The organism is Bradyrhizobium sp. LB8.2, assembly GCF_040548035.1.
GTDB lineage: Bacteria > Pseudomonadota > Alphaproteobacteria > Rhizobiales > Xanthobacteraceae > Bradyrhizobium.
The window spans coordinates 65,933-89,062 of the sequence record NZ_JBEPQV010000036.1; the positions used below are offsets into that span (position 1 = coordinate 65,933).

Below are 23,130 nucleotides of genomic sequence, written 5' to 3' on the forward strand. Positions count from 1 at the left end.
CGGATTATTCCGAAGGCCTAAACCACCGTCTTGTGCCGCGCGATACAGATCTGCAGCACCTCGTCGATCGGTTTGTCCCACCAGCCGTTAGAGAAGATTTCGATCTCCGAATAGCCGGCAAAGCCCTGCGCCTCGACCGCTTCGCGCACCGATTTGATGTCGATGACGCCGTCGCCCATCATGCCACGGTCGTTGAGGATGTCTTTCGTCGGCACCAGCCAGTCGCAGACATGAAAGGCCAGCAGGCGATCCTTGCCGGCGCGCGCGATCTGCTCCATCAGTTCGGGGTCCCACCAGATGTGATAGACGTCGAGCGCGACACCGAGCATGCCGCTGCGATCAGGATCAAGCCGGTCGCAGATGTCGAGCGCCTGCTTCGTCGTGTTGACGCAGGCGCGGTCCGCCGCATAGGCCGGATGCAGCGGCTCGATCGCCAGCGGCAGCTTTGCCTGTTTGGCGTAGTCGAGCATCTCGGCGAGCGCTTCCTCGACCTGCGTCCGCGCGCCGGCGATGTCCTTCGACGCCTCGCTGCCCGGCCGCGAATATTGCGGCAGGCCGCCGACGACGAGCACGATGCAGGGTGCTCCCAGCGCCTTGGCTTCGTCGACGCAGCGCCGGTTGTCGTCGCGCACCTCATCTCGGCGCGCAGCGTCGGATGTGAACATGCCGCCGCGGCAATAGCCCGATAGGTCGAGACCGGCATCGCGCACCGCACGCGCGGCACGATCGAGGCCGGCGGCGGCGACCTGGTCGCGCCAGGGATCGATGGCGCGGATGCCGTGACGCGCGCAGGCGTCGATGATCTCTACGAGATCACCCTGCGTGCGGACCGTCGCCGTGTTCAGCGACAGCCAGCGGTGGTCGGGCGAGAAATCACGCATCAGGATTCGATCCCGTGCGAGGCCAGCACGGTTTTCATCCGGCGTGTCGCCAGTTCGGGATTCGCGAGCAGGCCGGCCTGATCGGCCAGACGGAACAGCTCGGCCAGATGCAGCGTGGACCGCGTGCTCTCCTGACCGCCGACCATGGTGAAATGGTCCTGATGGCCGTTGAGATACGCCATCAAGACAACGCCGGTCTTGTAGAAGCGCGTCGGCGCCTTGAAGATGTGGCGCGACAGCGGCACCGTCGGTCCCAGCACATCGTGGAAGCCGGCCTCGTCGCCGGCGGCCAACCGCGACAGCGCATAGGACGCCGCCGGCGCGATCGCATCGAAGATGCCGAGCAGCGCGTGCGAGAAGCCTTCGCCGTCGCCGGCGATCAGCTCCGCATAGTTGAAGTCGTCGCCGGTGTACATCTTGATGCGCTTGTCGAGACGCCGGCGCATGTCGATCTCGCGCTGCTTGTCGAGCAACGAAACCTTGACGCCGTCGATCTTGGTCGCGTTGTCGTTGATGATGGCGACCGCCGTGTCCATCGCCTTATCGAGATCGTTGGTGCCCCAATAGCCCGTCAACGCCGGGTCGAACATGTCGCCGAGCCAGTGGATGATCACGGGCTCGCGAACCTGTGACAGCACACGGTCATAAACCTTCGCATAGTCGTCAGCATTGCGGCCCAGCTTCGCCAGTGCGCGCGACGCCATCAAAATGATGCGACCACCGACCTTTTCGACCGCCGAAATCTGCTCCTCATAGGCGCGGATCACATCGTCGAGATTCTTCGCATCCTCGACCGCGAGATGATCGGTGCCGGCTCCCGAGAACACCAGCGCGTTGCGGCGCTTGGCAGCAGACACCGAACGCGTGATCAGCTCCAGCGAAGTCGGCCAATCCAGCCCCATGCCGCGCTGCGCGGTGTCCATGGCTTCGGCGACGCCGAGCCCGAGGTCCCAGACATGCTCACGGAAGGCGATGGTCTTGTCCCAGTCGACGGCAACCGAAAGCCAGGGATCGTTGTCGGCGAAAGGATCGACCACCGTATGCACCGCCGAAAATGCGATGCGATTCAGCGGTCCCTCGAGCTTTGCGGGAAACGTTCGCGACGCCGCGAGCCGGTAGGTCTCGATCGAACGATCGGCTTTCGGCAGCTTGAGCGACAGGGACGACGTTGAAGGGACAGGCTTGGGCAGGACGGGCTTATTCATTGTTCCCTCCTCAGACCTTGATCGGGGCGACGTCGATCCAGCGCCGCTCCTTCCAGCTCTTCAACGCGCATTCGGCGAGCTGCACACCCTTGACGCCTTCGAGCAGCGTGAACTTGTAGGGCGCATCCTCGTAGACGTGGCGGATGAACATCTCCCACTGCTCCTTGAAGCCGTTGTCGTAGGTGACATTATCCGGCAGTTTCTGCCAATCGCCGTAAAAGTCATGCAGCCGCTTCTCGTCGGGATTCCACACCGGCCGGGGTGTTGCCTGCCGCGCCTGGATCATGCAGTCCGAAAGGCCGGCGACTGCCGAGCCGAGCGTGCCGTCGACCTGGAAGGTGACGAGATCGTCGCGATGGACGCGCGTCACCCAGGACATGTTGATGTGGGCGATGGCGCCGCCCTTGAGCTGGAACGTCGCATAGGCGGAGTCGTCGGCGGTCGCTTTGTACTTCTTGCCCTGCTCGTCGAAACGCTCGGGAATGTCGGTGTTGCCGATGCAGCTCACGCTCTCGACCTCGCCGAAGAGATTGTCGAGCACGTAGCGCCAATGGCAGACCATATCGAGGATGATGCCGCCGCCGTCCTCGTCGCGGTAATTCCATGACGGCCGCTGCGCCTCCTGCCAACCACCTTCGAACACCCAATAGCCGAACTCGCCGCGTACCGAGAGGATGCGGCCGAAGAAGCCGGAGTCACGCAGGAAGGCGATCTTTTTCAGGCCCGGCAGGAACAGCTTGTCCTGCACCGTGCCGTGCTTGACGCCCTTGGAATTGGCGAGCTTGACGACCTCGAGCGCTGCCTCGAAATTCGTCGCGATCGGCTTCTCGCAGTAGACATGCTTGCCGGCATTGATGGCCTGGGTGAGCAGACCGGGGCGCGCCTGCGTGGTCGCAGCGTCGAAAAACATGGTGTCGTTCTTGTCGGCGAGCGCCGCGTCGAGGTCGGTGGTCCAGCGCGTGATGTTGTAGCGCTTGGCCAGCCCCTCGACCTTCTCGGCGCTGCGGCCGACCAGGATCGGATCGGGCAACACGCGATCGCCGTTCTTCAAACGGACGCCGCCCTGCTCGCGGATCGCGACGATCGAGCGAATCAGATGCTGGTTCAGGCCCATGCGGCCGGTGACGCCGTTCATGATAAGGCCGAGGCGTTGGGTGGTCATACCGATTGCTCCCTAGGTGATTTTGGCTGTTCGAGCAGGCGCAGTGCCGACCAGTCCGGATGGACCGACGTCGCAAAACCCGCTCGGTTGAGCGATCCCGTCAGGAGATCGCCGTTGTGAATGGAGAGCCGGATGCCCTGCCCGGCATCGGCGTAGAGATCGGGATGTGCTGCCGCGAAGGCCTCGGCTTCTGCGGCGGGCGCCTCGCCAAAGCCGTCGACATAGTGATGGCCGTTGCGCTCGGCGTGCGTGATGCCAAGGAAGGCGCCGAGCGCGAGGTCCTGCTGCACGGCAAGACCCGCCTGACAAGTGAGATCTTCGCCGGTGACGAAGAACGTCTCGGCTCCGGAAGTCCACTGCGCTGCGCGGGTCGCGTTGAGGACCGACTTGTACAAACCCTTGCAGGACTTCGAGGAGATGCCGCGATAGCCGAGCGGTCTCATTTTGAGAAATGCATCATAGGAATCATCTGCCTCGTCGATGATGAAAGCCCGCTCGGCAAGCGAGCCGAGCGCGGTCTGCCAAGTGATGTCGCGCGGCATCGGCTGCTCGATATAGAGCAGTCTGGCCGCGATCGGCCGCAGCGCTACATCGCCGTCAAGCCGGTCAATCAGCGCACGCAGCGCGGCGAGGTCGGCATATTGTTCGTTGGCGTCGAGTGAGACCTTGTAGTTGTGATCCAACGTACCGAGCTCCTTGCCGATACGCACCAGCCGTGTCGCGTCGCCTTCCGGATCGCCCGATAGCTTGAGCTTGAAATAGCGTGCGCCGGCATTTTCGCGCGCATCGGCCACGCCGCCGTCTCCCTCGATCTTGTCATCGAGCCCGACCGTGTGTCGGATGGCGACGCGCGGCAAGGGCGTTCGTTCCTTCAGAAACCCGGCGATGGCGGCGCCGGTCAGATCGAGCGACATCCGCTCATCGATGCCGGCAATGTTGCACGCCATGCCGTCGAAAAAGCTCGTTCCGGCCGCGCGCAGGAGCGCGTCGAGGATCGCCTTGTCGATTTCCGCCGGGCCGTAGCCCGCAGCAAGCGGCGGAATGTTCTCCTCCGCGCACGCTTTGACTTGGGCGCCGATGCACAAGGCATGCAGTCCAAACGCGGTTCGAAAATCGGTCTGCGCAAGATATAGACCACGCGCGATCTGAAGCGAGCGGCGCAAGCCGTCGACCGTCTGAGCCGGCGACAGCTCCGGCCGCTTGTCGAACCATTTGGGGACCAGCAGCTCGGCGCTGGCGCCGACCGCGGTCCCCTTGCCTTCGACCTCGATCTCGACCCGCGCGAACAGCTGCGGCGTCGCGTTGATCGTGATCGCGCCAAAGCGGAACGGCCGCGCGAAATGCACGGGTCGCTCGAAAAATGCGATATCTCGCAGCTTCAGGCGCGGTGACATGGTGCTTTGCCATATGAAGTTGATGGAGACAGATTTGGCCGCAGCGACGGTGCACCTCTCCCGCCTGCGGGAGAGGTCGGCGCGCAGCGCCGGGTGAGGGTTCTTTCCTCTTGGAGGTTTCGCATTGCGGAAGCACCCTCTCCGCAACCCTTCCCCGCAGGCGGGGGAGGGAGCGCACCGTGCTTGTGGTCACGAAGAAAGGACATCACATCAGGCTCTAGTCCAACGCCCCTTGTGAAAAGAAATGCTTGCGGATGCGTTGCACGAGTTCGGTGAAAACAGGATCAGCCATCACGTCGAGCGAACGTGGACGCGGCAGTGGCACGTCGTAGATCGCGGCGATCGCGCCGGGCCGCTCGGTCATGACCAGCACGCGATCGGCGAGGAACACCGCCTCGGGGATCGAATGCGTGATCAGCAGCACCGTCTTTTTCGTTTCGCGCTGGATCCGCATCAACTCGACGTTCATGCGCTCGCGCGTCAGCGCATCGAGCGCGCCGAACGGCTCGTCCATCAGCATGATCTTGGGATCATGCACCAGCGCGCGGCAGATCGAGGCGCGCTGCTGCATGCCGCCGGAGAGTTGCCACGGCAGCTTCTTCTCGAATCCTTCGAGCCCAACCATCTTCAACAGCGCCTTGGCGCGGTCGAGATATGTCTGCCGCGGCAGCCGCTTCATGTCGATCGGCAGCATCACGTTGGCCAGGATGTTGCGCCATGGCAGCAGCAGCGCGTTCTGGAACACGATGCCGACATTGCCGTGCGGCGTCGTCACCTTCTCGCCCTCGACCAGGATCTCGCCTGATGTCGGCGGCAGCAATCCCGAGATCAGCTTGAGCAGCGTGGACTTGCCGCAGCCGGACGGGCCGACCACGACAAAGAACTCGCCGTCGTTGATGTGGAAATCGAGCGGCCGCAGCGACGGCACGTCGCCGTCGCGCGTCCGATAGGTTTTGGACACGCCGGACAGTCTGATGCCCGACGCATCGCCGGCAGCACGGTCGCTCACCAATCTCAGATGTGCGGCCGGCTGCGCGATTTCACTCATAACTGTAGCAGGTTTCACGAGCCGCTCTTCGGCAGGTAGTCGTTGGTATAGAACGCCTTCGGGTTATCCTTGGCCTTGGCGTCCAGCCCGCCATATTCGACCATCAGATTGACGGAGTCGGTCATGTTCTGGTCGGTGACCTGAAACGGCCGCTTGCTCTTGGTCTCCGCAGTCCGGTAGAGCGGAATGGTCAACTCAAAACCCTGCGTCAGCGTATCGATCTTGCCGCCCTTGGGGTTGGCGTCAAGGATCGACTGCGCCGCCGCCTTCGGCTCCTTCTCGGCGGCCTCGACCGCCTTTGTCGTCGCCGACATGAAGCGGCGAACGAGGTCGGCATTGGCCTTCACATAATCGGCGTTGGCGATGATGCCCGAGGAGACCATGTTGATGCCGTAGTCCGCGAACTTGATCGGATAGACGTCCTTGCCGGTGGCGTCCTTGATCTTCATCGACTGGTCCATGACGTAACCGAGCAGGAGGTCAGCCTGGCCGTTGATGACCGCATTGAGCTTGGTCTGGCCGTCGCCGGCGACGGTCTGGAAGTCGCTCTCCTTCAGGCCGGTCTTCTTCAGGAACAGCGGCCAGATCTGGGTCATGGAATCGGCAGGCGTGATCGCAACCGTCTTGCCCTTGATGTCCTCAGGTTTCCTGATGTTCTTGTCGACGAAACCCATGGCGGACATCGGGCTGGTCTGGAGCAGCACGCCGGTCGCAACCACCGGCGCGCCCTTGATCGCGGCGCGCATCATGGTGGGCACGTCGACATAGCCGAAGTCGGCGGTCTTGGCGGCGACGGCCTGGGTGGTCGCCGCCGAGCCGCGGCCTTCCTGGATTTCGAGGTCGATGCCCTCGGCTGCGTAAATGCCCTTGGCCTTGCCGTAATAGAACGGCGCGTGCTCGCCATAGACGTACCAGTTGAGCATCAGCACGACCTTGTCGGCCGCCTGCGCCGGCATCGCCGCAAACATCATCAACGCTGCCGAGATAGCCCCTATCCACCGCTTCATCGTCACTCTCCCTTGTCGTTATGTTTCGACCGTTGATGGCCGTTGCTTAAGTTAAGAGGCGAAAATCACGTCCTCACGCTGGCTGACATGCCAGGGAATGACCAGCTTCTCGATGCGGTCCACGACCCAGAACAGGATCACGCCGAGCAGCGCGAGGATCACGAGGGCTGCGAACATCGTCGGCAGGTCGAACGTGCCGATCGAGCGCTGCATCACGTAGCCGATGCCGGAATTGGAACCCACGAACTCGCCGACGACGGCGCCGACCACCGCCAGCGTCACCGACACTTTGAGGCCGGAGAAGATCGCGGGCAGCGCATGCGGCAGGTTCACCGCACAAAACACCTGGAAGCGGCTGCCCTGCATGGCGCGGGCGAGATCCACCATGTCGGGATCGACCGATTTGAAGCCCTGCACGGCGGAGACCACCACCGGGAAGAAGCCGAGCAGGAAGGCCGAAATCACTTTCGGAATGATGCCGAAACCGAACCACACCACGAACAGCGGCGCGATCGCGATCTTCGGCACGGATTGCGAGAACACCAGCAGCGGATAGACATAGCTCTCCACCGTCTTGGAGCCCGCAATCAGCATGGCGACGGGAATGCCGAACAGCGCCGACAGCAGGAAACCGCAGACGGTGGCATAGGTGGTCGGCCAGGACTGGCGCAGCAGTTCCGGCCATTCGGTGCGCAGCACCGCCAGGACATCGCCCGGCGCCGGGATCTGGTAGGCGGGGATTTTGAACAGCCGGATCGCGAGATCCCAGGCAACGACGATGAAGACAAGGAACAGGAACGGCCGAATCCAGGCCGCATTCAGCATCTTGGACACCGCACTCTGCGGCTTCAGCTCAGCCACGTCTCACTCCCGGTCGTCTTGTTCGTTGAGGGAGAAATTAACCGATTGGGTAAATACTGTCCAGAGGTTTCCCTGTGACGTTTTGTGCCTGTTCCCCCGCTGGTCGTGCCCGGGCTTGTCCCGGGCATCCACGCCTCTCCTCACGCGGAGACGCGCGTGGACGGCCGGGACAAGCCCGGCCATGACGGATCCGGCGAGAGCTTGAGATTAAACCGTCTGCGCCGCCGCGGCGCGCGACTTCGGCGCCTTGACGATCTTCAGCAGCTCCGCCGAGCGCCCCGTCAGCGCTGCCAGCACGAGGCCGACCATGTGGGCCAGCCGCTCGTCCTTGGCGTCCTTGGCCAGCAAATCGCGGCCGAAGATCACGCTGAGCGTCGCCGAGTTCGAGAGATAGAAGAAGCAAAGCCCCGCGATCGAGATGTAGAGCTGCACCGGATCGACCGCGACCTGGAAGTCGCCGCTCTCGACACCGCGCCGCACCACGGTGCGGATCATCTCGACGAAGGGCGAGTGCATCGACTTGACCTTGGTCGAGCGCTTCAAATGCTTTGCGCGCGCGAGGTTCTCGGTCTGGAGCAGCGACAGGAATTCGGGATTGCGCAGAAAGTAATTCCAGGTGAACTCGATCAGGCGCCTGATGGCCTCGGGCGGGTCGAGGTGCTCGAGATCGAGCCCACGCTCCTCGCTGCGGATCTTGTCATAGGCGCCTTCGAGCACCGCGAGATAGAGCTCGTCCTTGTTGCCGACGTGATAGTACAGCATCCGCTTGTTGGCGCCGGCCTGTTCAGCGATGCGATCGACACGTGCGCCGGCAAGACCGTGGGCCGAGAATTCCTGCTTGGCCGCTTCGAGAATGCGCAGCCGCATCCCCTCGGGATCGCGCTGCCATTTCAGAGTTCGCTTTGCCTTCGCCAAACCGGTTGCTCGCTGGGTGCTGTCAGGATGGATGTAACACGCGCTCGCCGTCATTGCGAGAAGCCCTTGCGACGAAGCAATCCAGACTGTCTCCGTGGAGGGATTCTGGATTGCTTCGCTGCACTCGCAATGACGGGGAAAGGCTTAACCTACTCCACCGGCTTCGGCGAGCGCTCCAGCAGCACCGTCTGGATGCTGCAAGTGCCGGTCCTGACCGTCATCACCCGCGTGCCCGGCTTGCGGCCGTTGCGGACCTCGGTGACGTCGAGGCCGCCAGCGATCAGGCGGGCGCGCGTGGCGTCGATGTCGGTCACCCGCCAACTCAGGCCCCAGAGGCGGTCATGCAGGGAGTCGCCGCCCGCGACGGGGCGGCGCACCACCTCGACGACGAGATCGCCGCAGCGGAAGAACATCAGCTGGCCCCAATCCTGGTGCGAGCGGTCGAGCGCCAGATCAAGTCGGAGCCGCGCGCCGTAGAGCGCGGCGGCGCGCTCGGAGTCCTCGGTGGTGATCACGACGTGGTCGAGCGCGTCGATCGGCGCGATATCGGTCGCAGGCGAAAGCGGACGCTCATCAGCCAGTTCGAGGAAGAACATGCGCACCCCGCGCGTGAGCTCCGTGGCGGCGCGCGTCCGCTTCCAGTGGAGGACCGCACCGCTCTGCGCGTCGCTGCTTTCGACCTCGGCAACACCATCCGGCTTGAGCGCCACCCGCTCCAGCCGCCGGTGCATTTTACCCATGTCTGCGACACGAAAGCACAGGCTGGCGAGCACACCCTCTTGATCGCCGAGCAGCGCGCGCATGCGGTCGGCGGTCACGCTGAATCCGTTCGGCGCCATCAACTCGATCGTCATGTTCGCGAGGGTGAACAGCACCCGGTCAGCGCCCTCGCCCGAGTTCTGCCACGCCGGCGCACGCCCGAGCAGCGTCTGATAGGCCGCCTTGGCCGTACCGATATCCCTGACCAGAGCGACGATGTGATCGAGGCCGGTGATCATGTTTTCCCCCTGTTGGATCGGCCCGGAACCGTGGACCGAGAGACGGCATTTGCCCGGGCTTGGCATTGCCCGGTGATGGTCGTATTCCGGCACTATGCCGACCTCAAGCGCTTCGGGCGGCAGTTTTGCGAATAATTTCAGCGGTCCCTCAGCGGGACCGGTGCTACAGTAAGCGCGCCGGCCGGGACCACAAAGCGCATCACGGACAATCAATGCAGGCTCTCTTTATCGGACAGACCTATATCGACGTCGTCTTCATTACCGACCACATGCCGACCGGCGACGAGAAGCACGTGGCCTCCGACTACGCGGTTTCCTTCGGCGGCAACGCGGTGACAGCGGCGTTCTGCTGCGCCAAGCTCGGCATCGTGCCCGATCTGATCGCCACCGCGGCCAATGACTGGCTCGGTCGCATGTTCATGGACATGTGCGCGAAATACGCGATCTCGCTGCACGGGCGGAAGGTCAACCAGTCCTCGCTGTCCTTCATCATGCCGAAGGACGGCAAGCGCGCCATCGTCCGCTGCCGCGACGACGACCACATCCATCCGTTCCCGATGCTAAATCTCGGCGGCTGCCGCGCGCTGCATGTCGACGGCCATCAGCCCGATGCCGCGATCCATTACGCGAAAGTCTGCCGCGAGGCCGGCATCCTGACCTCGCTCGACGGCGGCGGCCTGCGCACCAACACGCATGAGCTATTGGAATTCATCGACGTCGCGATCGTTGCCGAGCGCCTGTGCGAACAGATGGACCTGACGCCGGAGAAGATGCTGGACTATCTCAAGAGCCGCGGCTGCAAGATCGGCGGCATCACCATGGGTGAGAAGGGCCTGCTCTGGTACAACGAAACAGGCGCGGTCGAGATCATGCCGGCGATGCCGATCCCGCGCGAGCGCGTGATCGATACCAACGGCGCCGGCGATGTCTTCCACGGCGCCTATGTCTATTCCTATCTCGCCCATCCCGGCAAAAGCTGGCGCGAGCACTTTGATTTTGCCCGCGCCGCCTCGACCTTCAAGATCCAGCGTCTAGGCAACGAAGCCGGCCTGCCGACGCTTGTCGACATCGCCAAGGTCAGGCACGAGTTCGAGGCCAGGGTCTAGCGTTCGCAGGAGTCATGATGGGACGCGTCTTCGTCGCCGGCAGCATCAACATGGATGTAGTGGCGACAGCCGATCGCCATCCCCGGGTCGGCGAGACCGTCGCCGGCAAGCAGGTACTGTATTTCCCGGGCGGCAAGGGCGCGAACCAGGCGGTCGCGGCATCGCGGCTTGGCGCGAGGACCACGCTGATCGGACGGCTCGGCAAGGATTCGTTTGGAGGTGAGCTGAAGGCTTTCCTTGTCGATCAGGGCATCGATCTCGGCTACCTCCAGGAGACGACTGAGGCCCACACCGGCACCGCGATTATCACCGTGGCGGACGCCGACAACACCATCATCGTCATTCCCGGCGCCAATGCGCTGGTCGGCGCTGATGATGTCAGCGTTGTACCGATGTTGAAAGGCGACGTTGCCGTCAGCCAATTCGAAATCCCGCTGCCGACGATTGCCGCGTTCTTCCGGCGCGCCCGTGCGGCCGGGGCCACGACGCTGCTCAATCCGGCCCCGGCGCAAAACATGTCCGGCGAATTGCTCACGCTCGTCGACATCCTCGTGCTGAACGAGACCGAGCTCGGCTTCCTCGCCGGCGTGGAGTTGTCTGAGAGTGACGAGGCTGCGCGGATCATCGACGTCGCGCGAAAACTTCAGGCGCGCGAGGACCAGACCATCTGCGTGACGCTCGGCAAGCGCGGCGTGCTCGCGCTCGCCGGACGCGAGGAGTTGTCGGTGGCCGGTCGCGCGGTGAAGGCGATCGACACCACAGGCGCGGGCGATTGTTTTGTGGGAGCGCTCGCGACACAACTCGCCGACGGCGCAGCACTGCGCGCGGCACTCGCGTTCGCCAATGCCGCCGCCTCGATCTCCGTGCAGCGCATGGGCGCGGGGCCGTCGATGCCTACGGCGGCGGTAGTCGCCGCCGTCCTCAATGCGAGCTGATCACGCCAGCGCGCCTTTCAGGTCAAAACTTTCATCAGCGGCCTGCTCCGGCGTGATCGAGCGATCCAGGCCGAACAGGCGGCGGCCGAACATGTGATCGCCGGCGCGGTTGATCGATTCGATGCCGAGCAGCTTCTCGCCCTTGTAGCAGAACGCCGAGAACGCCTTCCGGGCGGGATCGCCGCGGAGCACGACACGGTCGTAGCCGGTGGTGAGGCCCGCGATCTGCAGCTTGTCGTCCCCCTGGTCGCTCCAGAACCAAGGATGACTGTCATAGGCCTTCCGGTCGCCGGTCAGCCGCGCCGCGAGGCAGCGGGCGTGATCGGTGGCGTTCTGCACCGATTCCACGCGCAGCGAACCGCCGAAGCGCGCGCTTTCGAACAACGCGCAATCGCCGATCGCCGAGATATCAGGATCAGCGGTCGAGAGATATTCGTCGACGATGATGCCGGCAGCAACCGGCAGCCCCGCCTCCGCCGCAAGCTCGATGTTCGGCAGCACGCCGACACCGACCACGACGAGATCGGCGGGCAGATGCCTTCCGTCGCTCAAGGAGATGCCGGTGACCTTGCCGCCCTCAGCCTCGATCGCGGTTGCCTGTACGCCAAGGTGAATGCGGATGCCGGCCTCGCGATGCCGCGCCTGAAAATACTCCGAGACCTCCGCCGTCACGGCGCGCGCCATCACACGCGGGGCGAGTTCAAGCACATCGACCTCCAGCCCCTTGATGCGCGCAGTGGCCGCGAATTCCAGTCCGATGAAGCCGGCACCGATGACCACGACGCGTGTCTTTGACCGGATGATCTTTCGCAGCGCCTCGCTCTCGTCGAGGATGCGCAGATACTTTACGTCAGGGAGATTGGCGTTGGGCAGATCGAGCAAACGGTTGCGCGCGCCGGTCGCCAGCACGAGATGGCCGTAAGGCAGCGTCTTTCCTGACGCGAACAGTACCTTGCGCCCCGCGCGGTCGATCGACACCACGCGGCCCGCGATCAGTTCGATGGTCTGGTCCTGGTAGAACTTCTCCGGCCGGAACATCAGGCTCTCCGGCCCGGCCGAGCCCTTGATATAGGCCTTGGACAGTGGCGGCCGTTGATAGGGCGGATGCGCCTCGTCATTGACCAGGCAGACGGGAGCGGAAAAACCTGCCTGGCGCAGGGATGCCGCGACCTGGTAGCCGCCATGACCGGCACCGACAATAATCACTGGACCATCCGTCATCGGAACAGCCCATTTCCGGAGACACGAGCGTAACCCATGTCGTCTCCTCTCTCGCTGGTTTTGATTTTCTGGCCCAGGAGGAGCCGGCGCTCGTGTCCGTCCCTCGGCAAAGGCAGATACATTTGAGCCTATCGTTCCGGCTTGCGCAAGAGCACCGGGCGGGGCACTGGCGGCCGGGGATTGTCACCCCTCGCCTTCTGCGATCTAGTTGCGGCAGCGACCTCTTGCCGGGAATTTTCCGATGCCAGCTCCAATCTCCCAACCCGACGACCCCGCTTTGCTGCGGATCGACGGCCCGATTGCGACCATCACGCTCAACCGCCCCGCCGCGTTCAACTCGATCAATCTGGCGATTGCGCAAAAGCTCGAGCAGCTCGCGGCCTATATCGAGAGCGCTGACGACATCAAAATTGTGGTGATCGAAGGCGAGGGCCGCGCCTTTTCAGCAGGCGGCGATCTGCAGACGATTGGTGCGGCGGCCGAGACCAACACGGTGACGCCTGTCCTCGGCGAGCTATTGAAGCACTATCATGCCTTCATCGAGATCATCAGGCGCATGCCGAAGATCTCGCTCTCCAGCGTGCACGGCTCAGCCGCCGGCGCCGGCATTGGCCTCGCCTTTGTCACCGATCTCTGCATCGCCGCAGACGACGCCAAATTCACGCCGGCCTACGCCAAGATCGGGGTCTCACCGGATGGCGGATCTACGGTCGGGATCGTCAACACGGTCGGCCCGCGTCGCGCGCTCCAGATTTTCCTGTCCGAGGACAATTTTACCGCGCAGCAGGCCCATGAATGGGGCCTGGTCGCGAAGGTCGTTCCCGCGACGGAGTTGAAGGCGGCGACGCGACAACTCGCCGAGCGTTTGGCGCAGAACCCGGCGGCGGCAATTGCCGGCACCAAATCGCTGGTCTACCAGGCCGCCACAACGCCGGTGAAGCAGCAGCTCGACGCCGAGGAGCACAAGATCATCATGGCGATGAACACGGAGGAGTTCCGCGCCGCGGTCAAGAAATTCACCAGCAAGAGCAAGTAGCGTTCACTCAAGCAGGCTTACTTGGGACAGATATAGCCCGTGCCCGCCGGCGACTTGAAGCATCCGACCGATTCCGGCAGCACTTTCTGCGGCAGCCACAGAACCACGCTCGGGAAGTAGATCGCGAACGCAATCGTCCCAAGGAACACGAGGTAGATCGGCAACGCGGCGCGTAGCGCTTTTGCAAAACTGACGCCCACGAATTTCGACGCCATCAGCAGCACCAGGCCGTAGGGCGGTGTGATCAGACCGAACGCCAGCGTTGCGATCAGCACCACGCCCATATGCACGGCGTTGATGTCGCCGGCTTCCGTCAGTGTGTTGACCAGTGGCATGAAGATGATGATGGTCGGCACCGGCTCGATGAAATCACCGACCACGGTGAAGAGCAGCACCATCAACAGCATGATCAGGTGCGGGTCGTTGCCGGCCATCGAGGTGATGACATCGGCGATATAGCTTGCGCCGCGCAGATAAGCGAGCATCCAGCCGAACGCATTGGCGGCGCCGATGGTGATCAGCGGCAGCGAGAAGATGAGGCCCGCAAGACAGAAATCGTACGGGATCTTCCTGATGTGCCCGCGGTTGAGCGCGGGGATCACGACGACGACAATCCAGACGACGGCCACGACGCCCGCTTCCGTCGGCGTGAACCAGCCGGTGAGAATGCCACCGAGCAGGATAACCGGGATCATCAACGGCAGCGCCGCATCGCCCGCCGCGAACACCACCTGCCGCAGCGGCGCGCGCGGCTTGCGCAGGCCGGAGGGCCCGAAGAAATAGCAGTAGATCATCAGCCCGAAGCCGATCATTAGTCCCGGCACGACGCCCGCCATGAACAGACCGGCGATCGAGACGTTGCCGACGGCACCATAGACCACCGCGGTGATGCTCGGCGGCACCAGCGCTGCGATGGTCGAGGCGGAGGCGATGATCGCGGCGATGAAGGCGGGCTCGTAGCCCTCGCGCTTCATCGGGCCGCCCAGCGCGCGGCTCATCACCGCGACGTCGGCGGTGGTCGAGCCCGACATCTCCGAGAAGAACATGCTGAAGACCACCACGACCTGCGACAGCCCGCCCCTGATATGTCCGACCAGCGACACCGAGAGATTGGCTATTCGTACCACCACATTGGCCGAGCTCATGAGCTCGCCGACCAGCAGGAAGAACGGGATCGCCAGCAGCGCCTCGGAATCGACGCCGTCGAAGATCTTCTGGATGATGGCGGCGAGCGACACGTCGGAGAGAAGCGCGCCGATGAAGACGCCGGCCATCAGCGAGAACGGCACGGGCACGCCGAGATAGCCGAACGACAGGAAGCAGATCGTCATCAATGCCAGGACAATGGGTGCGCTCACGGCTGCGCCCTCATCTGTGCGTCGGTGATGATAGCCGCTTCGTCCTCCTCGGGCGGTTCGGGGTGGTCAAAACCGTTGCGCAAACCGTTGACGAGCTGCTCGATGGTGAACAGGCCGATCAGCACGCCCGACAGCGGAATGATCGCGTAGAGCGAAGCGATCGGCGTGCCGGACGGCAGGCGGAAACTGCCGAAGCCGCGGAGATAATTCTGGTAGCCGTACCAAATCAGGCAGAAGGCGACGCCGAGCACGACGAGGCGGATGATCAGTTCGACAATCAGGCGCGACGTGCCATGCATCGCCTCGGAAATCGCGGTGAGATAGAGGTGGTCGTTGCGCCGGGTCGCAGCCGCGGTGCCGACGAAGATCGCATAGATGAACAGCGTCGAGGTGACTTCCTGGAGCCACAACCAGGGATGGCCGATGGTGCGGGTGACGATGTCGGCGGTCACCGACAGCGAGAAGCCGAAGCAGAGCACGCCGCAGAGGATCATCAGCGCAAGCTCGAGCCAGTCGAGCCCGCGCCATTTCAGATGACGTTGCCGTTGCACCAGCAGTTTGTCGGCGATGGCCATTCAACTTTCCCGTCGTCCCGGAGCTATCGCAGGCGACAGCTCGGAAGCTGCCGAACGTGCTCGGCCTGCATGGTTCGAGATAGCCGCTGCGGCGGGCTCCTCACCATGAGGGTCTAAAATCTCGCCTGAAAACGTGACCTCAGCCTGAGGGCCCGCCGCAGGCGGGCGTCTCGAAGGATGACCACAGGGGCGGCTTAATTGACCGACCGGATCAAATCCTTGATCTTCACGGCATGCGGGCCGAGCTCCTTGGCCAGCTTGTCAAGATAGGGGTCGGCGATCGCCGCAAAGCTCTTCTTGTCGACGTTGTCGACGATCTTGACGCCCATTTTCTTCAGCTTCTCGGCCGCGCTGCGCTCGAGATCGAAGGCCTTTGCCGGCTCCTTCGTGCTGATCTCGTTGCCCGCCGCTTGCACCCAGCCTTTCTGCTCGGCCGAGAGGCTCTGCCAGAGCTTGTCGGAGATGAACACCAGCGCGTTGTTGGCCTCGTGCTCGGTGATGTTGAGCACCGGCGCAACCTCGTAGTGCTTGTTGACGAGGTAGACATTGATGCTGTTCTCGGCGACGTCCATGACGCCGGTCTGCAACGAGGTGTAGACGCTGCCGAACGGCATGTGCACGGTCTGGGCGCCGTAGGCGGGGAACATGGTGTCCTCGGTCGCAGTCGCCTGCACGCGGATCTTCAGGCCCTTGATGTCGCCGACGTTGTGGATTTCCTTCTTCGAGTACATGTGGCGCACGCCCTGCGATCCCGTCGCGATGACGTGCAGGCCCTGCGTGGTCTCGTCGATCAGGGTCTTGAGGGCTTCGAACACTTTCGGATCGGCCAGTCCCTTGACCACGTGGTTCTCGTCGCGGAACAAATAGTGCAACGACATCACGCCGGCCTGGGGCGAGATGGTCGCGGTGTTGGCCGAGGAGACGATCGAGAATTCGACGTCACCGGCCTTCACGAGCTGGAGCACTTGCGGCTCCTGCCCGAGCTGCGCGCCCGGATATTGATCGATGATCATGGTGCCTTTGCTCAATTCCTTGAGCTTGTCGGCAAAGAGGTCGCCCGCAATGGAATAGCCGGTGTTGCGCGGCTGGTCATAGGCGAAGCGATAATGCTTCACCTCCTGCGCCGATGCGCCCGTGACGAAGAGAACAGCGGCCGTTGCCGCCAGCCCAAGCATGGATCGTGCAATCATCGTTTCCCCCTGTTTTTATCGCCCGCCGTTTTAGCGGTCTGAGCGTTCGTGCGGGTGATTGGTCACCCTCTCTTAGTCTTTCTGCTCAGTCTTTTTCCCAGTCCTCTGCATGAAATCGAAGTCGCAGCCCTCGTCGGCCTGCATGATGGTTTCGTTGAACAGCCAGGCGTAGCCACGCCGCGCTTCATCCGGCGCAGCGGCCGGCTTCAAGGCGGCATGGCGCCGTTCCAGCTCGGCCGCATCGACCAGCAGCTCGATGCTGCGCTTGGCGACGTCCAACTGGATCATGTCGCCGTTCTTCACCAGGGCCAGCGGTCCGCCGACAGCGGATTCCGGTGTGATGTGGAGAACGATGGTGCCGAACGCGGTGCCGCTCATGCGCGCGTCGGAAATGCGCACCATGTCCTTGGTGCCGCCGCGCGCGAGCTTCTTCGGGATCGGCAGATAGCCCGCCTCGGGCATGCCGGGCGCGCCTTTCGGCCCGGCATTGCGCAGCACCAGCACGTCGTCGGAGTTCACGTCGAGATGGGGATCGTCAACCCGCAAGGTCATGTCCTCGACGGATTCGAACACCACCGCGCGCCCGGTGTGCTGCAACAGTTTCGGGCTTGCAGCCGACTGCTTGATGACCGCACCGCGCGGCGCGAGATTGCCATGCAGGACGGCAAGGCCGCCTTCCCTCTTGATCGGATTGTCGCGCGGACGGATCGCGTCCTGGCCGGGCACGTCTTCCGCATTCGCGACGACATCGCGCAGGGTCTCGCCCGTGATCGTCTTCGCGTCGAGATCGACGAGATCTCCAAGCTGCGCCAGCAGTTTCGGCACACCACCGGCGTGATGGAAATGCTCCATATAGTGCTCGCCGGACGGCTTGAGATCGACCAGCACCGGTACCTCGCGGCCGATTTGATCGAACACCCCGAGATCGAGCCGGTGCGGCGAGCGATGCGCCATCGCGGTGAGATGGATCAGGCCGTTGGTCGAGCCGCCGATCGCCTGGAGCACGACCTGCGCGTTCTTGAACGACGCCGGCGTCAGAAACTCGCTCGGCTTCGGCCCCTTGATCTTGGCCATTTCCGCGGCAACCCTGCCGCTCGCCTCGGCCAGGCGAAACCGCTCGGCATGCGGTGCCGGGATCGTCGCGCTCATCGGCAGCGACAGGCCCATGGCTTCGATCATGCAGGCCATGGTCGAAGCCGTGCCCATCACCATGCAGGTGCCGACCGACGGCGCGAGACGGCCATTCACCGCCTCGATCTCGGCATCGTCGATCTCGCCGGCGCGATACTTGCCCCACAGCCGACGGCAATCGGTGCAGGCCCCTAACACCTCACCCTTGTGGTGGCCCACCACCATCGGGCCGACGGGGATGACCACTGTCGGCAGGTCGGCGCTGATCGCCGCCATCACCTGCGCAGGCAAGGTCTTGTCGCAGCCGCCGATCACGATCACCGAATCCATCGGCTGGGCCCGGATCATCTCCTCGGTATCCATCGCCATCAGGTTGCGCAGATACATCGAGGTTGGATGCGCAAAGCTCTCGGCAATCGAGATCGTGGGGAACACGAACGGCATCGCGCCCGACAGCATCACCCCCCGCTTGGCCGCCTCGATGATCTGGGGGACGTTTCCGTGACAGGGATTGTAGTCGCTATAGGTGTTGGTGATGCCGACAATCGGGCGCTCGAGCGCGTCGTCGGAATAACCCATGGCCTTGATGAATGCCTTGCGCAGGAACAGCGAGAAGCCGGCATCGCCATAGCTCGTCAGCCCTTTGCGCAACCCACTCGTCATCATGCCACTCCGATCACCGGGTCATTGTCGTACAGCCTGCCCCTTGATTGTCAATAAGGCAGAGATCAAACCCGCCATTTTCTGGATCAACATGCTGGTGGACGGTCAGATTATTGACAATCCTGATCTACCCTGCTCCACAGAGAGAACCGGCCAAGCGCCGGGAGGCCGAGGGCATGTCCGACATCCGCACCGCAGATGCCACGACGATCCGGCGCGACGATCCGGACGATGTCGTCGCGCGGCTCGAGGAGGACATCATCTTCGGCCGCCTCGCGCCGGGCGCACGCCTCACCGAGGACGCGCTGATGTCGGCTTACGGCACCTCGCGCCACTTTGTGCGTCAGGCCCTGGTGGACGCGGAGCGCCGCGGCATCGTCCGCCGCGAGAAGAATGTCGGCGCCACCGTGCGGTTCTATTCGGCCGAAGAGGTCCGACAGATCTACGAGGTCCGGGAGATGCTGACGCGGCAGGCCGCGCTGATGATCTCCCTGCCCGCACCGCAAGGCCTGATCGACGAGCTCTCCGCCTTGCAACGGCAGTATTGCGCCAAGGCGGAGGTGCGGGATCTGCGCGGCATTCACGAGGCCAACGACGCCTTCCACGTCGCGCTGTTCGCGGCCTGCGGCAATCCCTATCTGGTGCGCTCGCTCCAGGACTACATGAACCTGACCCTGCCGATGCGCGCGAAAAATCTCGCCGACCGCGACGGGTTGGCGCAATCGCGGCGCCAGCACGAACTGATGATCGAGCTGTTGAAGGGCCGCGACAGCTGGGCGCTGGCCCAACTCTGCGTGGACCACATGCAATTCAGCAAGAAAGACTATCTGGCGCGGATTGCCGGCGAGGCGAGTTAGCGCGGCCGTTCCTTCGCGTCTGCCCGTTTGCGGCTTTGGCGGGCTCCTCACCATGAGGGGTTTGATAGCTCACCGCGAAACGCGACCTCATGACAAGCCGGCGCACCGCGCCGAGATAGCTATAAAAACTATTGTCAACCCATCGAAATTTCGCAGAGCCGGAAATAAATAGGGACCGGGTTCCGGCGTCACGCCGCGCGTCCTGATCCATCTTCCTCCCGAACGAAATGCCATGACCGAACAAATCTTGACGGAGCCGATCGCCGAGCGGCAAGCGCCATCCCGCGGCTTTTCGCGCTACCAGACAATCCTGGTTGCGCTGCTGGCGCTGGTCCAGTTCACGATCATCATCGATTTCATGATCATGTCACCGCTCGGCGCCATCATGATGCCGGCGCTCGATATTTCGGCCGCACAGTTCGGGGTGGCGGTCTCGGCCTATGCATTCAGCGCGGGAATTTCCGGCATCATGGCGGCTGGCTTTGCCGATCGGTTCGATCGCAAGCGGCTGCTGCTGTTTTTCTATGCCGGCTTTACCCTTGGCACGGCGCTTTGCGCGATCGCGCCCAACTATCATCTGTTGCTGCTGGGGCGGATCGTGACCGGCCTGTTCGGCGGCGTGATCGGCTCGGTCGTGCTCGCCATCGTGACCGATCTGTTTGCGCTGCAATTGCGCGGCCGCGTCATGGGTTTCGTGCAAACCGCCTTCGCTGCAAGCCAGGTGCTGGGCATCCCGGCCGGTCTTTTCCTCGCCAACCAGTGGAACTGGCACGTCGCGTTCGGCGCACTGGTCGGCCTTTCGGTGATAGGGATGGCCGCCGTGCTGTTCCTGATGAAGCCGGTGAACGGCCATCTCGCGCTGAAGCAGGATAGAAACCCGTTCCGGCATCTGGTCGCAACGGTCTCGCAGCCACGATATTGGATGGCGTTTTCAGTGACGACCCTGCTGGCGACCGGCGGCTACATGCTGATGCCGTTCGGCAGCGCCTACACCGTGCACAATCTTGGCATCGATATCGTGCATCTGCCGACGATCTATCTCGTCTCCGGCCTGTTCAGCATCGTCATCGGCCCATTGGTCGGACGCGCGAGCGATGCTTTCGGAAAATACCCGACCTTTGCCTTCGGCAGCGCCATGTCGATCGTCATGGTGTTGATCTACACGCATCTCGGCGAGGTGAGCCTGACGGTCGCGATCCTGGTCAACGTCCTGATGTTCGTCGGCATCTTCTCGCGCATGATTCCGTCGCAGGCGCTGATTTCCGCGATCCCCGAGCCGGCGCAACGCGGCTCCTTCAGCGCGGTCGGCGCGTCCCTGCAACAACTCTCCGGCGGGCTCGGCTCCGTGCTAGCCGCCGCGCTGATCGCGCAGGACGCCGACGGTACGCTCCGGCATTTCGACCGGCTGGGATACGTCGTCGTGACGACGGCGGTGATTTCCCTGATCCTGATGTATTTTGTGCAGAGGTCCATCGCGGCCCAGACCGGCAAACGCGTGGTCTAGGGCGTCGATTCCGAGGCCCTAGATTTGCGAATCATCCGCCCCTATCGCTTATTCCAATCGATGATCCGGCTTGTGTCGCCGTCGAACTCGTTGCTGCAGAACGCGCCGCCCTGATAGTGATCGCCGATCGGATCGGGCTTCATCTTGGCCTGCTCGGCCATCGCATGCGCCACGTGGTCCTCGGAGCGCCCCGTGGGGCGGTAGCCGAACTCGTAGGCGCGGTGGTTGTCCCACCAGGCGCGCTCGTTCAGGGACACGCCGTAGAAAACCTCGAAATGAATGTCGGGATGCTCGAGCCCGATCTGGCAGAGCTGCACCAGATCTTCCGGCTTAAGCCAGATCGAGATTCGGCGAAGGTCCAGCGGCACGTCGCCGAAATTGCCAATGCGAAGGCAGGTCACCTTCAGGCCATGCTTGTCGGCGTAGAGGGCGCCGACCGCTTCGCCGAACACCTTGCTGACGCCATAGCGGCCGTCGGGGCGCGGGGTAACGTCGGTGCCGATCTTGTGGTGGCGCGGATAGAATCCGACGGCATGGTTCGAGGAGGCGAACACCACGCGCTTGACGCCCTTGCGATACGCCGCCTCGAAAAGATTGTAGCCGCCGATGATGTTGGCCTGGAGGATGTCATTCCAGGGACCTTCAACCGAATAGCCGCCGAAGTGGATGATGCCGTCGACGCCCTCGCAGATCGCTTCGCACTGCGCAAGGTCGGACAGATCCGCCGCCTTGAATTGCTCGTTCGGGCCGAGATCGGCCGGCGGGCGGATGTCGCTGAGCAGCAGGTCCGGATAGATCGGCGGCAGCAGTTTTCGCAAACGCGTTCCAATCCCGCCCGAAGCTCCCGTCATCAAGATGCGCGGCATGTCTTTCCTCGTATGTGCAGCCGATTTGCGGCCGTAGATATCTGATGCTAGCAGACTTGGACAGAGGGAACGCAACAACGAGAATTGCACATGAACGATGCATCGTCCCAGAACCAGGAACGGCCTCAAGGCTGGCGGCCGGCGACGTATTACCCCGATCCGGCGATCAGTGCACTCGATCCCCGCTTCGAAAAATACTGGCTGAAACTCTCGGCGGTGGAGCGGCTGACGACCGGCCTGCGCTGGGCCGAGGGACCGGTCTGGGTCGGCGACGGGCGCTATCTCCTGTGCAGCGACATTCCGAACCAGCGCATCGTCAAATGGGAAGAGGAGACCGGTGCGGTCTCGGTGTTCCGGAAACCTTCGAATTTCGCCAACGGCAACACCAGGGACCGCCAGGGCCGGCTCGTCACCTGCGAGCATGGCGGCCGACGCGTCACCCGCACCGAATATGACGGCAGCATCACCGTGCTGATGGACTCGTTCGGCGGCAAGAAGCTCAACTCGCCGAACGACGTCGTCGTGAAGTCCGACGGCGCGGTCTGGTTCACCGATCCCACTTTCGGCCTGCTCGGCAATTACGAAGGATACAAGGCCGAGCCCGAGATAGAGCCGAACGTCTACAGGTTCGATCCCTCAACCGGCAAGGCGACCATCGTTGCCGAAGGCGTGCTGGGGCCGAATGGCCTGTGTTTCTCGCCGGACGAGAAGATTCTTTATGTCGTGGAATCACGCGGCGTGCCGAACCGCAAGATTCTCGCCTATGACGTCTCGCCAGACGGCACGACGATCTCCAACAAGCGCGTCCACATAGATGCGGGTCCGGGCACGCCGGACGGCATGCGCTGTGACATCGACGGCAATCTTTGGTGCGGCTGGGGCATGGGCGATCCCGAGCTCGACGGCGTCGTGGTGTTCGCGCCCGACGGCGTCATGATCGGCCGCATCGCACTGCCCGAACGCTGCGCCAATCTCTGCTTCGGCGGCGTCAAGCGCAACCGCCTGTTCATGGCCGCGAGCCAATCGATCTACGCGCTGTATGTGAATACGCAGGGCGCGGTGGGGGGATAGGCCCTACGCCGGTCGTACAGCGTTCTCCTCGTCATTGCGAGGAGCGCTTGGGACGAAGATTCCATGGGGAGTGGATAGCGACCAAGTCTGAGGCCAGACTGAGGTTGCAATACCACCCAACCTGGAGACGACGATGTTGCTCGATC

21 protein-coding genes are annotated in these 23,130 nt (G+C 63.3%); 6 read left to right on the forward strand and 15 right to left on the reverse strand.

From position 1 onward, the window contains the following. Window positions 1-17 precede the first annotated feature (17 nt). From ABIB06_RS32760 to ABIB06_RS32800, 9 genes are all read right to left on the reverse strand, one after another. Window positions 18-881 carry a sugar phosphate isomerase/epimerase family protein gene (locus ABIB06_RS32760; RefSeq protein WP_354051866.1) on the reverse strand — a complete coding sequence of 288 codons (864 nt, stop codon included), beginning with the start codon at window positions 879-881 and terminating at the stop codon, window positions 18-20. Then, entirely contained in the window at window positions 881-2,086 is a 1,206-nt protein-coding gene (locus ABIB06_RS32765) for a dihydrodipicolinate synthase family protein (RefSeq protein ID WP_354069845.1), read from the reverse strand. Before ABIB06_RS32765 ends, ABIB06_RS32760 begins: the two co-directional genes overlap by 1 nt. 10 nt (window positions 2,087-2,096) lie before the next feature. Beyond that, window positions 2,097-3,248 (reverse strand): Gfo/Idh/MocA family protein, encoded by a 1,152-nt coding sequence (locus ABIB06_RS32770; protein WP_354051869.1) that lies wholly within the window; start codon window positions 3,246-3,248, stop codon window positions 2,097-2,099. After that, window positions 3,245-4,642 (reverse strand): enolase-like domain-containing protein, encoded by a 1,398-nt coding sequence (locus ABIB06_RS32775; RefSeq protein ID WP_354051871.1) that lies wholly within the window; start codon window positions 4,640-4,642, stop codon window positions 3,245-3,247. Before ABIB06_RS32775 ends, ABIB06_RS32770 begins: the two co-directional genes overlap by 4 nt. Window positions 4,643-4,859: 217 nt before the next feature. Further along, window positions 4,860-5,690 carry an ABC transporter ATP-binding protein gene (locus ABIB06_RS32780; protein ID WP_502916568.1) on the reverse strand — a complete coding sequence of 277 codons (831 nt, stop codon included), beginning with the start codon at window positions 5,688-5,690 and terminating at the stop codon, window positions 4,860-4,862. Window positions 5,691-5,704: 14 nt separating this feature from the next. Then, window positions 5,705-6,697, reverse strand: a complete 993-nt coding sequence (locus ABIB06_RS32785; RefSeq protein WP_354051875.1) for an ABC transporter substrate-binding protein — start codon at window positions 6,695-6,697, stop codon at window positions 5,705-5,707. 51 nt (window positions 6,698-6,748) lie between these two features. Continuing rightward, entirely contained in the window at window positions 6,749-7,558 is an 810-nt protein-coding gene (locus ABIB06_RS32790) for an ABC transporter permease (RefSeq protein ID WP_354051877.1), read from the reverse strand. A gap of 207 nt (window positions 7,559-7,765) precedes the next feature. After that, window positions 7,766-8,473, reverse strand: a complete 708-nt coding sequence (locus ABIB06_RS32795) for a TetR/AcrR family transcriptional regulator (RefSeq protein ID WP_354069843.1) — start codon at window positions 8,471-8,473, stop codon at window positions 7,766-7,768. A gap of 149 nt (window positions 8,474-8,622) precedes the next feature. Continuing rightward, window positions 8,623-9,471 (reverse strand): VOC family protein, encoded by an 849-nt coding sequence (locus ABIB06_RS32800; RefSeq protein WP_354051879.1) that lies wholly within the window; start codon window positions 9,469-9,471, stop codon window positions 8,623-8,625. Window positions 9,472-9,683: 212 nt separating this feature from the next. On the opposite strand from ABIB06_RS32800, the gene ABIB06_RS32805 reads away from it, so the two are divergent. Next, entirely contained in the window at window positions 9,684-10,577 is an 894-nt protein-coding gene (locus tag ABIB06_RS32805) for a sugar kinase (RefSeq protein WP_247342754.1), read from the forward strand. 17 nt (window positions 10,578-10,594) lie between these two features. Then, window positions 10,595-11,512, forward strand: a complete 918-nt coding sequence (locus ABIB06_RS32810; RefSeq protein WP_354051898.1) for a ribokinase — start codon at window positions 10,595-10,597, stop codon at window positions 11,510-11,512. Here ABIB06_RS32810 and ABIB06_RS32815 read toward each other — a convergent pair whose 3' ends face one another. Continuing rightward, window positions 11,513-12,733 (reverse strand): NAD(P)/FAD-dependent oxidoreductase, encoded by a 1,221-nt coding sequence (locus tag ABIB06_RS32815; protein ID WP_354051881.1) that lies wholly within the window; start codon window positions 12,731-12,733, stop codon window positions 11,513-11,515. Between the two features lie 241 nt (window positions 12,734-12,974). Between ABIB06_RS32815 and ABIB06_RS32820 the strand changes: the two genes are divergently transcribed. Beyond that, a complete protein-coding gene (locus tag ABIB06_RS32820; RefSeq protein ID WP_354069841.1) occupies window positions 12,975-13,769 on the forward strand; it encodes an enoyl-CoA hydratase/isomerase family protein in 795 nt (264 codons plus the stop codon). 17 nt (window positions 13,770-13,786) lie between these two features. Here the strand turns inward: ABIB06_RS32820 and ABIB06_RS32825 are convergent, their stop codons facing one another. The 4 genes from ABIB06_RS32825 to ABIB06_RS32840 all read right to left on the reverse strand — a co-directional run bounded on the left by ABIB06_RS32825 (window position 13,787) and on the right by ABIB06_RS32840 (window position 18,689). After that, window positions 13,787-15,127 carry a TRAP transporter large permease gene (locus ABIB06_RS32825; RefSeq protein WP_354051885.1) on the reverse strand — a complete coding sequence of 447 codons (1,341 nt, stop codon included), beginning with the start codon at window positions 15,125-15,127 and terminating at the stop codon, window positions 13,787-13,789. Continuing rightward, a complete protein-coding gene (locus ABIB06_RS32830; RefSeq protein WP_354051887.1) occupies window positions 15,124-15,702 on the reverse strand; it encodes a TRAP transporter small permease in 579 nt (192 codons plus the stop codon). Before ABIB06_RS32830 ends, ABIB06_RS32825 begins: the two co-directional genes overlap by 4 nt. 194 nt (window positions 15,703-15,896) lie before the next feature. Next, complete coding sequence (locus tag ABIB06_RS32835; RefSeq protein WP_247342740.1) at window positions 15,897-16,892, reverse strand: TRAP transporter substrate-binding protein; 996 nt, start codon at window positions 16,890-16,892, stop codon at window positions 15,897-15,899. 72 nt (window positions 16,893-16,964) lie between these two features. Next, complete coding sequence (locus ABIB06_RS32840; RefSeq protein ID WP_502916567.1) at window positions 16,965-18,689, reverse strand: IlvD/Edd family dehydratase; 1,725 nt, start codon at window positions 18,687-18,689, stop codon at window positions 16,965-16,967. A 173-nt stretch (window positions 18,690-18,862) separates the two neighbouring features. On the opposite strand from ABIB06_RS32840, the gene ABIB06_RS32845 reads away from it, so the two are divergent. Together ABIB06_RS32845 and ABIB06_RS32850 are read left to right on the forward strand one after the other, a co-directional pair. Beyond that, window positions 18,863-19,543 (forward strand): GntR family transcriptional regulator, encoded by a 681-nt coding sequence (locus tag ABIB06_RS32845; RefSeq protein WP_354051891.1) that lies wholly within the window; start codon window positions 18,863-18,865, stop codon window positions 19,541-19,543. 232 nt (window positions 19,544-19,775) lie between these two features. After that, window positions 19,776-21,047, forward strand: a complete 1,272-nt coding sequence (locus tag ABIB06_RS32850; protein ID WP_354069838.1) for an MFS transporter — start codon at window positions 19,776-19,778, stop codon at window positions 21,045-21,047. A gap of 41 nt (window positions 21,048-21,088) precedes the next feature. On the opposite strand, the gene ABIB06_RS32855 is transcribed toward ABIB06_RS32850, so the two are convergent. Then, complete coding sequence (locus tag ABIB06_RS32855; protein WP_247342729.1) at window positions 21,089-21,913, reverse strand: NAD-dependent epimerase/dehydratase family protein; 825 nt, start codon at window positions 21,911-21,913, stop codon at window positions 21,089-21,091. A 90-nt stretch (window positions 21,914-22,003) separates the two neighbouring features. Between ABIB06_RS32855 and ABIB06_RS32860 the strand changes: the two genes are divergently transcribed. Continuing rightward, the gene (locus ABIB06_RS32860) at window positions 22,004-22,984 is read left to right on the forward strand and encodes an SMP-30/gluconolactonase/LRE family protein (RefSeq protein WP_247342726.1); all 981 of its coding nucleotides are present in this window, start codon (window positions 22,004-22,006) and stop codon (window positions 22,982-22,984) included. The last annotated feature ends 146 nt before the right edge of the window (window positions 22,985-23,130 follow it).

Bases quoted from the DNA above. Each gene is read 5' to 3' on its own strand.
- ABIB06_RS32760 (WP_354051866.1), bottom strand. From the start codon at position 881: ATGCGTGATTTCTCGCCCGACCACCGCTGGCTGTCGCTGAACACGGCG.
- ABIB06_RS32765 (WP_354069845.1), bottom strand. From the start codon at position 2,086: ATGAATAAGCCCGTCCTGCCCAAGCCTGTCCCTTCAACGTCGTCCCTG.
- ABIB06_RS32770 (WP_354051869.1), bottom strand. From the start codon at position 3,248: ATGACCACCCAACGCCTCGGCCTTATCATGAACGGCGTCACCGGCCGC.
- ABIB06_RS32775 (WP_354051871.1), bottom strand. From the start codon at position 4,642: ATGTCACCGCGCCTGAAGCTGCGAGATATCGCATTTTTCGAGCGACCC.
- ABIB06_RS32780 (WP_502916568.1), bottom strand. From the start codon at position 5,690: ATGAGTGAAATCGCGCAGCCGGCCGCACATCTGAGATTGGTGAGCGAC.
- ABIB06_RS32785 (WP_354051875.1), bottom strand. From the start codon at position 6,697: ATGAAGCGGTGGATAGGGGCTATCTCGGCAGCGTTGATGATGTTTGCG.
- ABIB06_RS32800 (WP_354051879.1), bottom strand. From the start codon at position 9,471: ATGATCACCGGCCTCGATCACATCGTCGCTCTGGTCAGGGATATCGGT.
- ABIB06_RS32805 (WP_247342754.1), top strand. From the start codon at position 9,684: ATGCAGGCTCTCTTTATCGGACAGACCTATATCGACGTCGTCTTCATT.
- ABIB06_RS32810 (WP_354051898.1), top strand. From the start codon at position 10,595: ATGGGACGCGTCTTCGTCGCCGGCAGCATCAACATGGATGTAGTGGCG.
- ABIB06_RS32815 (WP_354051881.1), bottom strand. From the start codon at position 12,733: ATGACGGATGGTCCAGTGATTATTGTCGGTGCCGGTCATGGCGGCTAC.
- ABIB06_RS32820 (WP_354069841.1), top strand. From the start codon at position 12,975: ATGCCAGCTCCAATCTCCCAACCCGACGACCCCGCTTTGCTGCGGATC.
- ABIB06_RS32830 (WP_354051887.1), bottom strand. From the start codon at position 15,702: ATGGCCATCGCCGACAAACTGCTGGTGCAACGGCAACGTCATCTGAAA.
- ABIB06_RS32835 (WP_247342740.1), bottom strand. From the start codon at position 16,892: ATGATTGCACGATCCATGCTTGGGCTGGCGGCAACGGCCGCTGTTCTC.
- ABIB06_RS32840 (WP_502916567.1), bottom strand. From the start codon at position 18,689: ATGATGACGAGTGGGTTGCGCAAAGGGCTGACGAGCTATGGCGATGCC.
- ABIB06_RS32845 (WP_354051891.1), top strand. From the start codon at position 18,863: ATGTCCGACATCCGCACCGCAGATGCCACGACGATCCGGCGCGACGAT.
- ABIB06_RS32850 (WP_354069838.1), top strand. From the start codon at position 19,776: ATGACCGAACAAATCTTGACGGAGCCGATCGCCGAGCGGCAAGCGCCA.
- ABIB06_RS32855 (WP_247342729.1), bottom strand. From the start codon at position 21,913: ATGCCGCGCATCTTGATGACGGGAGCTTCGGGCGGGATTGGAACGCGT.
- ABIB06_RS32860 (WP_247342726.1), top strand. From the start codon at position 22,004: ATGAACGATGCATCGTCCCAGAACCAGGAACGGCCTCAAGGCTGGCGG.